At 57.9% G+C, this 15,386-nt stretch carries 10 protein-coding genes, 1 tRNA gene and 2 rRNA genes; 4 read left to right on the top strand and 9 right to left on the bottom strand.

Annotated elements, in window-relative coordinates:
• Window positions 1-88: 88 nt before the first annotated feature.
• The 6 genes from FFM53_RS17740 to FFM53_RS17715 form a co-directional block, all read right to left on the bottom strand.
• Window positions 89-838: a ribonuclease activity regulator RraA gene (locus FFM53_RS17740; RefSeq protein WP_138330107.1), complete on the bottom strand. Its 750-nt coding sequence runs from the start codon at window positions 836-838 to the stop codon at window positions 89-91.
• Window positions 839-858: 20 nt separating this feature from the next.
• Window positions 859-2,022, bottom strand: coding sequence for a mandelate racemase/muconate lactonizing enzyme family protein (locus tag FFM53_RS17735; protein WP_138386732.1), 1,164 nt, complete (start codon window positions 2,020-2,022; stop codon window positions 859-861).
• Window positions 2,023-2,055: 33 nt separating this feature from the next.
• On the bottom strand, window positions 2,056-3,153 hold the full coding sequence (locus FFM53_RS17730) for an ABC transporter ATP-binding protein (protein WP_138386731.1): 1,098 nt from the start codon (window positions 3,151-3,153) through the stop codon (window positions 2,056-2,058).
• 11 nt (window positions 3,154-3,164) lie between these two features.
• Window positions 3,165-4,055: a carbohydrate ABC transporter permease gene (locus tag FFM53_RS17725; protein ID WP_138330101.1), complete on the bottom strand. Its 891-nt coding sequence runs from the start codon at window positions 4,053-4,055 to the stop codon at window positions 3,165-3,167.
• Window positions 4,052-5,011, bottom strand: a complete 960-nt coding sequence (locus FFM53_RS17720; protein WP_138330099.1) for a carbohydrate ABC transporter permease — start codon at window positions 5,009-5,011, stop codon at window positions 4,052-4,054. The genes FFM53_RS17725 and FFM53_RS17720 overlap by 4 nt, the downstream gene beginning before the upstream one ends.
• 73 nt (window positions 5,012-5,084) lie before the next feature.
• Window positions 5,085-6,563 carry an ABC transporter substrate-binding protein gene (locus tag FFM53_RS17715; RefSeq protein ID WP_138330097.1) on the bottom strand — a complete coding sequence of 493 codons (1,479 nt, stop codon included), beginning with the start codon at window positions 6,561-6,563 and terminating at the stop codon, window positions 5,085-5,087.
• Between the two features lie 206 nt (window positions 6,564-6,769).
• Between FFM53_RS17715 and FFM53_RS17710 the strand changes: the two genes are divergently transcribed.
• From FFM53_RS17710 to FFM53_RS17695, 4 genes are all read left to right on the top strand, one after another.
• Window positions 6,770-7,480: a GntR family transcriptional regulator gene (locus tag FFM53_RS17710; RefSeq protein WP_138330096.1), complete on the top strand. Its 711-nt coding sequence runs from the start codon at window positions 6,770-6,772 to the stop codon at window positions 7,478-7,480.
• A 54-nt stretch (window positions 7,481-7,534) separates the two neighbouring features.
• Entirely contained in the window at window positions 7,535-8,701 is a 1,167-nt protein-coding gene (locus tag FFM53_RS17705) for a mandelate racemase/muconate lactonizing enzyme family protein (RefSeq protein WP_138386730.1), read from the top strand.
• A 68-nt stretch (window positions 8,702-8,769) separates the two neighbouring features.
• On the top strand, window positions 8,770-10,131 hold the full coding sequence (locus tag FFM53_RS17700) for a mandelate racemase/muconate lactonizing enzyme family protein (protein ID WP_138386729.1): 1,362 nt from the start codon (window positions 8,770-8,772) through the stop codon (window positions 10,129-10,131).
• 17 nt (window positions 10,132-10,148) lie between these two features.
• Window positions 10,149-11,348 (top strand): mandelate racemase/muconate lactonizing enzyme family protein, encoded by a 1,200-nt coding sequence (locus FFM53_RS17695; RefSeq protein WP_138386728.1) that lies wholly within the window; start codon window positions 10,149-10,151, stop codon window positions 11,346-11,348.
• Between the two features lie 221 nt (window positions 11,349-11,569).
• Here FFM53_RS17695 and FFM53_RS17690 read toward each other — a convergent pair.
• From FFM53_RS17690 to FFM53_RS17680, 3 genes are all read right to left on the bottom strand, one after another.
• A tRNA-Met gene (locus FFM53_RS17690) sits at window positions 11,570-11,646 on the bottom strand.
• A 133-nt stretch (window positions 11,647-11,779) separates the two neighbouring features.
• Window positions 11,780-11,894 (bottom strand): 5S ribosomal RNA (gene rrf, locus FFM53_RS17685).
• Window positions 11,895-12,078: 184 nt separating this feature from the next.
• A 23S ribosomal RNA gene (locus FFM53_RS17680) occupies window positions 12,079-14,893 on the bottom strand.
• Window positions 14,894-15,386: the final 493 nt, after the last annotated feature.

Raw genomic sequence — 15,386 nt, 5'->3', positions numbered from 1 at the left:
CGCTGCGGCGAAATTCGACTCCCTATTTTTTGCGTAGACGTCGGCAATACCTCAGAAGGTTCGCGGCCCGCCGAGGGTAATCAGTAGGCTAACTTCGGTTCTCCAAGCGGTTTGTTTTGCGCCACTCTTCGTACTCTCCGCGGGCATCGTCATGCAGCGGATAGTAGCGCTGCAACGACCCGCCCTCCATAAGCTTCACTCGCGAGAACTCCTCCCAATCGTGATGCCTTTGCGATTCTTCGATTACCTTCGAGGCCATTGCGACCGGAAGCACCACAACCCCGTCGTCGTCGGCGACGATGATGTCGCCGGGGATGACGGTGACACCGCCGCAGGCAATCGGAACGTTGACGGCATTGGGGTAGATGCTGGTCTGCACATGGTAGTTGGGCGTCCAGCCGCGCAGCCAAAGGGGGAGATCCAGCTTCTCGACATTGGGCCGATCGCGCATGCAGCCATCGATCACGATGCCAGCGCCGCCTCTGCCTTTGAAATAGGTCGACATCATATCGCCGAAGACGCCCGAACTCATATCGCCGCGCGCGTCGACCACCACCACATCGCCCTCCTGGGCGTGATAGAGCACGTGCCGGTGCAACTGCGTCTCCGGATCGGCATATTCTCCCTCGGTGAAGAGGTCCGGCCGTTGCGGCATGAACTGGAGCGTCAGCGCCGGCCCGACGATCGACTTCCCGCGGTTCTGCGGTACGGGACCGACCATGTGCGGATTGCGGAAGCCCATGTGGCCAAGCGTGCCGGCAACCGTTGCGGCGCCGATTTCCTTCAATGCGTCGATCATATCTTTGGGCGGTCGCGTAATGTCGGGAGTATGCGTCATTTTAGACTCCGGTGGATGAACTACCAGTTCGTAACAGAACCGTCGCGGCGCTTCAGGTGAGGTGCTTCCCAGAACCGAAAGCTCTCCGCCTTGACCGCCTCTTCGTTGACCTCGACGCCGAGCCCCGGCAGATCGCTAACCGGATAGTCGGGGCCGTCGAGCCGTGGTTGCACGGGGAAGAAGTCGGAATTGTCGAAGCCGAGCTTTGCTTCGGGCGCCCTGGTCTCGAGCCAGGCGAAATTCGGCACCGCGGCGGCGAGATGGATGGTCGCGGCCGTGCAGACTGGGCCGAGGGGATTGTGCGGCATCAGGTCCACATAGTGTGCCTCGCTCCAGCCAGCCACCTTCATCGCTTCAGTGAGCCCGCCAACATTGCAGACATCGAGCCGGTTGAACTGATGGATGCCACGCTCGATGTAGGGCAGGAACTGCCACTTGCTGGCAAATTCCTCGCCGATGGCGAACGGGATGTCGGTCATCGTGCGCAGGGATTCGTAGGCCTCCGGTGTCTCGTCGCGTATTGGCTCCTCGAGGAAATCAAGCACGCCGCGGCCGAGCTTGTTACAGAAGCTCGCTGCCTCTGCCACCGACAACCGATGATGATAGTCGATGCCGAGGACGACGTCGTCGCCCAGCGCCTCGCGCGCCTTGTTTAGCATGCTTGCTGTAGCGCCGATCGATTCGCGCGGCTCAAAGATATCCTTGCTGTTTTGCCCGATGGGGAAGAAGCGGATCGCCTGCCACCCCTGTGCGCGTAGTTCGCGGGCTCGTTCGATGGCAACATCGCCCTCGGCCTCGTCACCGGTGGAGGCGAAGGTAGGAATGCGGTCGCGCTGCTTGCCGCCCAACAGATCGTAGGCCGGCACCCCCAGCGCCTTGCCCTTGATGTCGTGAAGGGCAATGTCGATGGCGGAAATCGCCGCCTGCAGAACGCGCCCGCCTTCGAAGTATTGGCTACGATAGACTTCTTGCCAGATCCGACCAATCTGCATCGCGTCGCGGCCGATGAGAAACTCGCGATAGTGCTCGATCGCGCCGGCCACGGCCTTCTCGCGACCGCTCAAACCGCTCTCGCCCCAGCCGAAGATGCCGTTGTCAGTCTCGACCTTGACCAGCATCTGGTTGCGCGTTCCTACCCATACTGGATAGGGCTTGATCGCCGTGATTTTAAGCTTCGTAGTCATCCACGCCCTCGTTTCACACGCATCCGCTTGGTCTCAGTTGGCCTTGAGGGCCATTTCTGTTTCGCCGTCGAACAGATGCATCCGCTCCTGGTCGAACTCGAGCCAAATCTGCTCGTCGGGCGCAACGGAAATAGTCGGCGGCACGCTGACGTTGACGATGGCGCCAGACAGGAACGCCTGTACGAAGGTGACGTCTCCGGTCGGCTCCACCGTATAGGCCTTGGCAGGGATGCTTCCTGGCACCGCACTCTTGTGCAACTTGATCGCCGAGTGACGTGCGCCGAGCACGACTTTCTTGGTTGTTGCCCTCGCGACCTTCTGAGCGTTTTCTGGCGAGAGCTCGAAGTGCCAGCCCTCCGCGCTGGTCAACACAGTGTTGCCGCTTGCCGTTGATGCCTCCAGCGGAACAAGGCTCATCGCCGGGCTGCCGACGAAGCTGGCGACGAACATGTTCACCGGATGGGCGAAGACCTGCGCCGGTGAATCGTATTGCTGCAGGTAGCCGCCGTTCATCACCGCCATCCTGTCGGCCATAGTTACCGCTTCGAGCTGGTCGTGGGTCACGTAGATGATCGTCGCCTTGAGGTCCTGGTGGAAACGCTTGATCTCTGAGCGCATCTGCACGCGCAGCTTCGCGTCGAGGTTGGAGAGTGGTTCATCCATCAGGAATACCGCCGGATCGCGAACGAGGGCACGGCCGAGCGCCACGCGCTGCTGTTGCCCGCCGGAAAGTTCGCGTGGCTTGCGCTCGAGCAACTGCGTCATGTCGAGCACGCGCGCTGCTTCCTTGACCTTCCTGTCGATCTCGTCCCTTGGCAGTTTGCGCATCTGCAGCGGAAACGCCAGGTTTTTGTAGACCGATTTCTGCGGATAGAGCGCGTAGTTCTGGAACACCATTGCGATGTCCCGGTCCTTGGGGTCGAGGTCGTTGACCACCCGGTCGCCGATGACGATGTCGCCAGATGTGATAGGGATGAGCCCCGCCACAAGATTGAGCGTGGTTGTTTTGCCGCAGCCTGAAGGGCCGACGAGCGCAACGAATTCGCCGTCGTTGACCGTCAGCGAAACATTGTTGACAGCTTTGAAGCTGCCATAGGTCTTGACCAGATCGTTAAGGACCACGTGGGCCACCGGCAACTCCTCTAGTGCTTGACTGCGCCTTCCGTGAGGGCGCGTACGAAGTATCGTTGCAGGACGAGGAACAGGACCACGACGGGCACGCTCATCATAAAGCTGGCCGCCATCAGGCCCGGAAAGTCCGTCGTATTCTCCGAGAAGAAGCGCTGGATGCCGACCGGCAGTGTCAACTGCTCGTTCTTGGAGAGGAAGGTGTAAGCGTAGATGTATTCATTCCACGCGCCGATAAAGGAATAGATCGCCGTGGCGATGATTCCTGGCGTCGAGAGCGGCATCACGATCAGGACAAAGGCCTGGAACCGCGTCGCGCCGTCGATGCGCGCCGCCTGCTCGAGCTGCACCGGGATGTTGTCGTAGAAGCCCTTGAGAAGCCAGATTGCCAGCGGCAGGCCAAATGTGAGGTAGGTGAGGACGAGCGACGCATGCGTGTTCACCAGCCCGATCGCGCGCATCAGGATGAAGAGCGGCACGAGAAAGATCACCGCCGGGAACATGTTGCGAAGCAAGACGGCGAAGAACAGAAAGTTTCGGCCCGGGAAGGTGAAGCGCGAAAACGCGTAGGCCGCAGGTACTGCCACGATGACCGAAAGGATGGTCGTGGCGGTGGAGACGAAAAGGCTGTTCCAGAAGAAGCGCAGGAAGTCCTGGCCGACGCTGTTTTGCGGATCGAGCAGCTTCTCGTAGCTGGCAAGGGTGGGTTGGTCGGGCCACCATTGCGGCGGGAATTGCATGGCCGCGAAGCCGGACTTGATCGAGGTGATCAGCATCCAGATCATCGGCAACGCGGTGTAAAGCATCATGAACACGAGGAAGATGCGTCCGCCCCACCGCCATCCGTCGATGCGCATACGGCGACGGGCCTTACCGCGAAGAGCAGTCTCGGCAATCGTGCTCATGCGCTCCCATCCTTCCGCTCGTTGCCGCTCAGCGCACGGACGTAAAAGTAGCCGAACGACATCAGGATCAGGAACAGCAGCACCGAATAGGCCGATGCCACCCCCCAGCGCTGGCGGCCGAAGGCGAGCTCATAAATGTGAGTGATCCAGATATGCGATGCGTTCGACGGCCCGCCGCCGGTCATGATCCAGGGGATGATGAATGAATTGAAGTTGGCCACGGCCAGCAGAAGGATCGTCACGGTCGAGACGTTTCTCAAATGCGGGAAGGTGACGTGCCAGAACCGCTGCCATGCATTGGCTCCGTCGACTTTTGCGGCGCGCAGCAACTGATCGGGAACCGTCTGCAGGCCAGCCATCATCATGATCATGGCAAACGGAAACTCCCGCCAGATATTGACGACGATCAGGGAGGGCAGCACCGTGCTGACGCTGTCGATGAAATTCGGCGGCCTGTCGGCCAATCCGAGGCCGACCAGCACCGCCCCAATAATTCCAAAGTCCGAATGGTAGATCCACTTCCAGATATAGGACGCGGCGACCGCGCTGATGACCCAGGGAATGATCAGGATGGCCCGCAGGATACCGCGGCCGACAAAGTCGCGATGAAGCGCCAGGGCGCAGGCAAACCCCAGGACAAATGAGATCAAAGTGGATCCAAATGTCCAGATCAGAGTGTTCGAGGTGACTGTCCAGAACACCGGACTTGTGAGGATAGCGGTGTAGTTGTCGAGGCCGATAAAGATCTTGTCCCGGAGCTGCAGGCCAGGCGGTGTGTTGAAGAACGACAGCTCGATCGTGTAGTAGATCGGATAGGCTATGACGATGAGCATCACGGCGATCGCGGGAAGCACGTACGCGTAGTCAGCGCGATGCTCCCAAATCTTTCGCAGCACGCCAGACCCCTCGGGTTGCAGTTTTCGGCGCGCCTCGGCCTTCCCAGTCAAGATGGTCACTGTGCCCTGCCCTTATTCTTCGGAAGAAACCGGCTGCAATCGAGGCGCAGCCGGTCAGATCGGCAGGTGTGGACTAGAGTCCGCCGTCCGTCAGGTCTTTTACCTTCTTGGCTGCGTCGTCCGCTGCCTGGTCGACGGTCATGGCACCGGTGAGGGCATTCTGCAGCATGTCCGGGACGATGATGTTCATGATCTCGGGGGACTGTGGCAGTGCCGGGAACGGGATGCCGTATGGCAGCATCGAAGTCGTGACATCAAGGAACTTGATACTGTCCAGACGTTCCTTCATCCATTTGGTCTTGAAGCCGTTAAGGTTCCCCGGGTTCGAGCCTGCATAGGCCATTTTCAGCGACCATTCGGGGCTCGCCCACATGCAGCTGATAGCCTTTGCAGCCGGCTCGTCGACCTTGCCGCCCTCGACATATTCGGGCTTCAGGATGTGAATATTCGAGCCGCCAAACACGACGGCACGCTTGCCGTCGGGGCCAGTCGGAATCAGGCCGTAGCGCATATTGTCGATGACGGTCTGCGCTTTGTCCTTGTCGCTGCCCGTCGTCTTTTTCTGCAGGTCGAGCATGACGTTGTAGTCGGACGGGTGCGAGACCATCATGCCGAGCTGGCCAGCGAGGAAGAGGGGCTGGTTATCCGCCTGCTGATTGGTGAGCGCTGAAACCGGAACCGATTTGTCGCGAACATACATATCGTAGGAGGCTTGCAATGCCGCTTTGCTCTGGGGGCTATCGAGCTGGACCTGCTTATAGGTCGGGTTGGCGGTAGCTTCGTCGAAGACGCCGCCGCCATAGGCCCACAGCTGCGGCATGAAGCGATATGGCGTATTGCCGGCATTCTTGCGCGCCACGAGGCCGTAACCGGCAATGCCGAGCTTGTCGTGGATCTGCTTGGAATATTTGACGACGTCGTCCCAGGTTGCCGGAGCCTTGTCAGGATCGAGGCCTGCACGCTTGAAGACGTCGGCGTTCCAGATGAACGCCATCGTCTCGTTATTGGTTGGGATGCCGTAGGTCACCCCCTCCCAGGTCACGGCCTTCATCGCACCGGGCCAGAAATCCTCGGTCGAATACCCTACATCCTCGGGTTTAAGCGGTTCCAGATAGCCCTTTGCGGCGAACTCGGTGCCCCCCAGGATTTGCAGGCGGACCGCCATGGGCGCTGCATTGCCAAGAAGCGCGGTCCGGAACTTGTCCAGCAGGTCGTTATAGGTGAGGGCTTGGTCCTCAAGCTGGATGTTTGGATAGGTTTTGCGGAAGGTCTCGAAGAAATCCTTGTAATACTGGCGCAGGAGGTCGGGGTCGCCCTCGAACACGCCCTGATACCAGAAAGTCAGTCGCCCCTTGTAGTCGAGCGGGGTGACCTTGGCGCAATCGGCCGCCGTGTCAAAGTCCTGTGTGCCGGCAATGGAGCGCACATATTCCGGCGACCACTTGCTCAAGTCGACCGGCGCACCCAGCGCAGACGCGGACATCAACGATACCATCAAAGCAGTGGAGACAGTGCCGCGCAGGACGGCACAGCCGAGTGAAATCCTCGTCATAGGGTATCCTCCAGGTTCTCCCATGCCGCTCTGCGTCGAGGCGAGCGGTCGTTCCTCCCGGTCGCGGGATTTTCCACCCAATGTATCCCTTCGACCTGATCATACGTTTTCAGATCGTAGATTGCCTGTCAACAAGAGAAATCGTACATTGTTTATCGAAACATCGCGTGATATCCGAACAATATATGTATTGATTGGGGGCAGCCTTGGCCGAAACAAGCGATTTTAAAGCACAGCCACCCGCAGGGATCGACGCTATCGGGGCCTCCAGCGAGGGCGCCTCGCTTTATCAACTGATCAGGGAAGACATCATCGAAGGGCGGCTCGCTGCCAATGAACGGCTTGTGGTCACCGATCTCGCCCGGCGCCACGGCACTTCGACCAACCCCGTACGCGAGGCTCTGCAACTGTTGCGCGGGGAGGGCTTTGTCACCTTCGTTCCCAACCGCGGAGCGCGCGTACGGCCCATAGATCAGGATTTTGTTCGCGATATCTACGAGATCGGAGTCTTGATCGAGCCGGCACTGACGCGATGGTTCGTGAATATGGCCACTGTCGAGGACATTGCTGAACTCGAACGCATCCAAGGCCTGATTGAAGAGAACGACTTCGCCGACACGTTCAGGCACAGCGAACTGGACACCGCCTTTCACACCGTCATGTACCAAAAGCACTACAACCGCCATGCCGCCGAGCTTTGGTGGAAGCATCGCGAAGTGCTTCGAGCCGTGAGCCGGCGGTTCAACTTCACGCTCGCCCGGCGTGCCGCGATCCTTAGCGAGCATCGCGAGCTCATTGCGCATGTAAAAGCGGGAAATGCGAACGAGGCAGCCGAACTCATTGCACGCCACGTCGAGGGCTCCGGCCGGCACATCCTCGAACACATGCGTGCGCGTAATGCCGCTCGGGCAGGATAGAATACCGGGCCTGGAATACCGTTATCCCGACCACTTCAGATAAAGGCAGCTGAGATGAAAATCACCAGCGTTCGGCCGTGGCTCATCAGATCCGATGCTTCTTATTGGGGAGAGTTTCTGTTCGTCGAAGTGACGACCGACGAGGGGGTGAGCGGCTGGGGAGAGATCACCACCACGACAAGGCTCGCCAATCGCGCCCTCTGCACGATCCTGCGGCAGATTGGTGCCGCTGTGACGGGCGAGGACCCGGCGCGTATCGAGTATCTGTGGCACAAGATATTCCGCAGCTTCACCTATATGGGCAGTCGCGGCGCCGCAGTCGAATGCGTGAGCGCCATCGACATAGCCCTCTGGGACATCCGAGGCAAAGTTTTGGGCAAGCCAATTTACGAGCTGTTGGGTGGACCGGTACGCGATGAAATCACGCTCTACACCCATCCCAACCAAGCCAAGTTCACCAGCAAGGAGGCTGTGGTCCGGGAAATTCGAGACATCGTCGAGTCCGGCCACACTGCGCTCAAGTTCGATCCTTTCCCCTACCAAGGCCGTACCGCCGATGGACAGCCTCGCGAGCAGCGGGACGGCTACCTCGATGGCAGCATAACCCGCAAGGATGAGCGCGAAGCCGCCGAACTCACGGCTCTGATCCGCGAAACGGCAGGCCCTGATGTCGACATTCTCATCGATGCGCATGGCCGGTTCGACGTTCCCACCGCCATTCGCCTTTGTCGGAGCCTCGAGGAAGCTGGTCAGATCGACTGGTTCGAGGAGCCGTGTCCACCGGAGAGCCTCAACGCCCTCAAGCAGGTCCGTGAGAAGGTCAGTGCCGCTATCTCGTGGGGCGAGCGCGGCCACACGAAATGGGATTTCGTGCCGGTGCTCGAAAACAGGCTTGCCGACTACATCATGCCTGATGTCACCTGGACCGGCGGCATCACCGAACTCAAAAAGATTTCTGCGCTATGCGAAGCCTACTACATCCCGGTCTCGCCGCATGATGCTGCAGGACCGATCAACGTGGTTGCGGGAGCGCAGGTGATGATGACCGTTCCTAACTTCTACAAACTCGAAACGTCGGAGTGGAATCTGGGCAAATACGATCACCTCATCGACAAACCACTCGATGTTTCGAACGGCAGCCTCAAGCTTACGCCCAAGCCTGGTCTCGGCGTCGAAATGAACCGCGACTACCTTCAAAATCACGAGATAGAGCTGGACTAGCTATCACCGCTCTACGCCGCCCAAGCTTGCGCGACGACGAGCCCCGCCGATCAGAACGAGGATAGATCATGCCAGAGGCACATGGAGCCGACGAGGCGCTGAATCGGGTGAACACGCATTCCAAGCCGTCCGACCTCCGCATCACCGACATGCGGGTGGCCGAGATTGTCGGCGCGCCGTTCACCTCGGTGCTGCTCAAGATCTACACCAACCAGGGCATCGTCGGGCTTGGCGAGGTGCGCGACGGCGCCAGCGCCACCTACGCGCTGATGCTGAAGAGCCGATTGCTTGGCGAAAACCCTTGCGACATCGACCGCCTGTTTCGCCGGATCAAGCAGTTCGGCGGGCATGGCCGGCAAGGCGGCGGCGTATCGGCGGTTGAAATCGCGTTGTGGGATCTTGCCGGCAAGGCCTATGGCGTCCCTATCTACCAGATGCTGGGCGGCCGGTTTCGGGATAAAGTGCGTGTCTACTGCGATACCGACGCCACTGTGCCAAGCGGTACGGAGACCGGTAAGCGCCTCAAGCAGCGCATGGAGCTCGGATTCACCTTCCTCAAGATGGATTTGGGATTGATGCAGATCGCGGATGTGCCCGGTGCGGTCGTGTTTCCTGCCGGCTCACTGGAAGGATACCGCGACGGTCCCAGTCGCGGACCACTGAAGACCATTGAAGAGCGGCGTATGCGCAACGCTGCATACGATTTGCATAACGTCCCGCACCCGTTTACCGGCCTGCACTTTTCCGACAAGGGCCTCGATCTGCTTGAGCAATACATTGCCGAGGTTCGTGAGGTCATCGGCATGGATGTGCCGCTTGCGATCGACCATATCGGCCATATCTCCATGCAGAACGGCATTCGCCTTGCCAGGCGCATTGAAAAATACGTGCCAGCCTGGCTCGAGGATGTGATCCCATGGCAATATACCGAGCAATACCGACAACTGCAGGACGCTACCACGATACCGATCTGCACTGGCGAGGATATATATCTCAAGGAGGGCTTCGAGCCTCTGCTCAAGAGCGGCGGCGTCTCCGTTATTCACCCGGACCTGCTCACCAGTGGGGGCATCCTCGAGACCAAGAAGATCGGCGATATGGCGCAGGACAGTGGTGTAGCCATGGCCATCCACATGGCAGAAAGTCCAATCGCCGCAATGGCCGCGGCACATGTCGCGACCGCGACCGAAAATTTCATGGCGCTCGAATACCATTCCGCCGATGTCGACTGGTGGGACGATATCGTCACGGGCCTTCCCAGGCCGTTGGTGAAGGACGGCTTCATCACTGTTCCGGACAAGCCGGGCCTGGGGATTGACGACGTCGTCGACGAGGTGATCTCGCGGCATCTGCAGCCGGGTGTCACCGGCATCTGGCAGCCCACGGATCACTGGGACGATGAGTATTCCTGGGATCGCACCTGGAGCTGAGGCGAAAAGGAACGAAGATGAAGATCACCGATCTGCGCTGCGCCGTTATCGGCAAACACCCGATCGTCCGCATCGTTACGGACGAGGGCCTCTATGGCTTGGGCGAAGTCGAATTCACCAAGTCCTACCTCAAGCCCTTTGTGCTGCATTTCCGCGAGGCGCTGATCGGCGAGGACCCTACTGACGTCGAGAGAGTGATGCTGAAGATCCGCCAACGCGGCTCTTTCAAGCCGTACGGCGCGGCGGTAAGCGCTATCGAGCATGCATTATGGGATATTGCCGGCAAGGCCGCGGGCGTGCCCGTCTATAAACTGCTCGGCGGCAAGGTGCGGGACAAGGTGCGCGTCTACAATGGCTCGATTCGCCAGAAACGCACGGGCGACCGGCCGGAGGACTACGCCGCTGACGTCAAATGGATGATGGAGCAGCCGCAGAACTTCTTCATGGTCAAGCAAGGAATCTCGTTCCACTCCAACATGAAGGACACCATCGAGGACTTCCACTACGGCGTGACGCAGAAGAAGGCCGGCTATCACGGCGCCATGGATCAGGGCATGATCAGCGAGCGCGGTTTCAATCACATGCTCGACTGCGTGATCGCGATGAAGGAAGTGCTGGGCGACAAAGTCAGCCTGGCGCTCGACTGCGGCCCGGGCTGGATGCTGCCCGACGCGATCAAGTTCGCTCGCGCAGTCGAGAAGTACAATTTGATGTGGCTCGAGGATATGCTGACTGGCGACTACGTGCCGTGGGTCAATCCGCAGGCCTATCGGGAGCTGACAACCTCCACCTCGACGCCAATCCACACTGGTGAGCAGATCTACCTGCGGCACAATTTCAAGGAACTGATCGAGACGCAGGCGGTACGCATCATCGGCCCCGATCCAGCCGACATTGGCGGCATTGCCGAGCTCAAATGGGTCGCCGAGCACGCCTACATGCACTCGATCCTGATGGCACCGCACGGCACCGCTAACGGCCTGCTGGGGCTCGGCGCGTTGATCAATGTCTGCGCCACCTTGCCGGCAAATTATATCGCCTTCGAATATCCGAGCGCCTCCGACACCTGGTGGGAGGATCTGGTAATCGGCTTGCCGCCGCAGATCGTCAAGGACAGCATGGTGGACCTACTGGAAGCGCCGGGGTTGGGCCTCGATATCGACGCCGAAGCGGCCAGGAGATATCTCAGGGAAGAGGACGTCGGCTTCTTCGACTGAACCTCTCCGCTCTATATCGTCGGCGATCACTGCCTCTGGGAAACCTTGCCTTACTTCAGGGAGACAGCGAGTGCCCTGGATACAATACAGGCAGCAGAATTCCTGGCCCGGAATGAATTGAACTGGGTATCCGATTACTGAATCCTGGATGCCTGCCTCAAACTTCTGGAACGCAAAAAGCCCGCACGAGGCGGGCTTTTGCGTATTGTCCATTTGGAATTTGGTTGCGGGGGCAGGATTTGAACCTGCGGCCTTCAGGTTATGAGCCTGACGAGCTACCGGGCTGCTCCACCCCGCGCCATGTGCAAATCTTTGAGATTTGCTGCAGTATTCTAACACGAAAGGCCGCTTTGTGAGCGGCCCTTTTATTTCGGCTATGGGCCGTAGAGTTTGTGATGAGAAGATTGTTTTACATAAGTTGCGCTTTGCAGACCTGGCAGCGACCTACTCTCCCGCGTCTTAAGACGAAGTACCATGGGCGCAGGGGCGTTTCACGGCCGTGTTCGGAAAGGGAACGGGTGCAGCCACCCCGCCATAACCACCAGGTCGGCAAAGCGCAACTATATGTTTTGAGAAGCTGGTGAAGTCCTATGACTTCGTTTTTGAACACGTTTTAGAGCTCCAACCGGACGAACACTTCGTGTTCGCCGGGACCGGGCAAAGGCTGGCGCCTTCGCCTTGTCAGGACGACCGCTTTGCGGTCGCCTTGAGATGAGCATAGTCAATGAGAACGATCAAGCCGATCGAGCTATTAGTACCGGTAAGCTTCATGCGTTGCCGCACTTCCACACCCGGCCTATCAACGTGGTCGTCTTCCACGGCTCTGATAGGGAATACTCGTTTTCAGGTGGGTTTCCCGCTTAGATGCCTTCAGCGGTTATCCCGTCCATATGTAGCTACCCTGCTATGCCCTTGGCAGGACAACAGGTCCACCAGAGATATGTCCATCCCGGTCCTCTCGTACTAGGGACAGATCCTGTCAATATTCCTACACCCACGGCAGATAGGGACCGAACTGTCTCACGACGTTCTGAACCCAGCTCACGTACCGCTTTAATTGGCGAACAGCCAAACCCTTGGGACCTGCTCCAGCCCCAGGATGCGATGAGCCGACATCGAGGTGCCAAACAACCCCGTCGATATGGACTCTTGGGGGTCATCAGCCTGTTATCCCCGGCGTACCTTTTATCCGTTGAGCGATGGCCCTTCCACGCGGGACCACCGGATCACTATGACCGACTTTCGTCTCTGCTCGACTTGTCAGTCTCGCAGTCAGGCGGGCTTATGCCATTGCACTCGACGACCGATTTCCGACCGGTCTGAGCCCACCATCGCGCGCCTCCGTTACTCTTTCGGAGGCGACCGCCCCAGTCAAACTACCCACCATACACTGTCCCGGACCCGGATAACGGGCCGCGGTTAGACATCCATGACGATAAGGGTGGTATTTCAAGGATGGCTCCACGGAAACTGGCGTCCCCGCTTCAAAGCCTACCACCTATCCTACACATGCCGACACGAATGCCAGTGTAAAGCTATAGTAAAGGTGCACGGGGTCTTTCCGTCTGACCGCAGGAACCCCGCATCTTCACGGGGAATTCAATTTCACTGAGTCTATGTTGGAGACAGCGGGGAAGTCGTTACGCCATTCGTGCAGGTCGGAACTTACCCGACAAGGAATTTCGCTACCTTAGGACCGTTATAGTTACGGCCGCCGTTTACTGGGGCTTCGATTCAAAGCTTGCACCTCTCCTCTTAACCTTCCAGCACCGGGCAGGCGTCAGACCCTATACGTCGTCTTGCGACTTCGCAGAGCCCTGTGTTTTTGATAAACAGTCGCTACCCCCTGGTCTGTGCCACCCCATAATAGTTGCCTAGCATGGGGTCACGCTTCTTCCGAAGTTACGCGTGCAATTTGCCGAGTTCCTTCAACATAGTTCTCTCAAGCGCCTTGGTATACTCTACCTGACCACCTGTGTCGGTTTCGGGTACGGTCTATACGGTGGAGCTATTTCCTGGAACCGCTCCGCTGCCCATCCAATCCAATAAGAATGAACAACTTGTGCAATCCGTCACTACCACCAGGCCCACGAATATTAACGTGGTTCCCATCGACTACGCATTTCTGCCTCGCCTTAGGGGCCGGCTAACCCTGCTCAGATTAACTTTAAGCAGGAACCCTTGGTCTTTCGGCGAGAGGGTCTCTCACCCTCTTTATCGTTACTCATGTCAACATTCGCACTTCCGATACCTCCAGGAGCCCTCACGGGTCTCCCTTCATCAGCTTACGGAACGCTCCGCTACCACTTGCGATTGCTCGCAAATCCTCAGCTTCGGTGCATGGCTTCAGCCCCGTTACATTTTCGGCGCAAAGACCCTTATTTAGACCAGTGAGCTGTTACGCTTTCTTTAAATGATGGCTGCTTCTAAGCCAACATCCTGGTTGTTTTGGGATCCTCACATCCTTTCCCACTTAGCCATGACTTGGGGACCTTAGCTGGAGGTTAGGGTTGTTGCCCTTTTCACGACGGACGTTAGCACCCGCCGTGTGTCTGCCGAGTAGTACTCCCCGGTATTCGGAGTTTGGTTAGGATCAGTAAGACGGTGAGTCCCCATAGCCCATCCAGTGCTCTACCCCCGGGGGTATTCGCTCGACGCTCTACCTAAATAGATTTCGCGGAGAACCAGCTATTTCCGAGTTTGATTGGCCTTTCACCCCTAGCCACAAGTCATCCCAATCTATTGCAACAGATGCGGGTTCGGTCCTCCAGTTGGTGTTACCCAACCTTCAACCTGCTCATGGCTAGATCACTCGGTTTCGGGTCTAATGCAACAAACTAAATCGCCCTATTCAGACTCGCTTTCGCTTCGCCTACACCTACCGGCTTAAGCTTGCTTGTTACACTAAGTCGTTGACCCATTATACAAAAGGTACGCCGTCACCCTTGCGGGCTCCGACTGTTTGTAGGCATCCGGTTTCAGGTTCTATTTCACTCCCCTTGTCGGGGTGCTTTTCACCTTTCCCTCACGGTACTTGTTCGCTATCGGTCATGCACGAGTACTTAGGCTTGGAGAGTGGTCTCCCCATGTTCAGACAGGATTTCTCGTGTCCCGCCCTACTCTAGGACAATCATGATATCTACGCGTACGGGGCTGTCACCCACTACGGCCGCACTTTCCAGAGCGTTCCACTTTAATCACAATTGCCACTGGCCTGGTCCGCGTTCGCTCGCCACTACTTGCGGAGTCTCGGTTGATGTCCTTTCCTGCAGGTACTTAGATGTTTCAGTTCCCTGCGTTCGCTTCTTACACCCTATGTATTCAGGTGTAGATACCTTATCACAATGCTTGGAAACCACTCGGGTTGCCGGGCCAAAGGCCAGACAACCAGAATGATTTTCCAAGCATTTAAGGTGGGTTGCCCCATTCGGAGATCCATGGATCAAAGCTCATTCGCAGCTCCCCACGGCTTTTCGCAGCGTATCACGTCCTTCATCGCCTGTGCATGCCAAGGCATCCACCAAATGCCCTTACGACACTTAATCGTTCTCATTGCCAATGCTCATCGTCTCGTTGCCCGTTCCAAGGAACGGCAACAGACCGGGTTACCTTTTACAACCCAGTCAATCCAACAATGCCATTAACGTGTTCGACAGGTCTGCTTTATTGGAGCTACGCCGAGCAGCTCACTTGCAGCCTGTCTTAAGACCAGCTTCTCGAGATATGATCCGATACCGCGCGGTCAGGCAACGGCAATCAAGTCGTCCGTCAGATGCCGTCCCTAAAGACAGCAAACAACAACGACCCAGAGCGACAAGCTTCCTTCCTACCTCCAGTCCTTCACCCATATCCGGCCGGCTAGGCCATCCATGGGATCACTAGAACTGGGCTCGGACGCCTTGGGCAAAACCCAAAACACCTGGAAGCCTCCAGATCAATCTTCTCTTCACAATGTATGCAGAACACGCATCAGGCCATAAGCCGATGCAAAACCTTATTTTCTTCAAAAGACAAATGCCGTCAGCTTCAACACCAATC

The sequence above is a fragment of the Rhizobium indicum genome (assembly GCF_005862305.2).
GTDB classification, from domain to species: Bacteria; Pseudomonadota; Alphaproteobacteria; order Rhizobiales; family Rhizobiaceae; genus Rhizobium; species Rhizobium indicum.
This window is presented reverse-complemented; position numbering and strand designations above follow the sequence as displayed.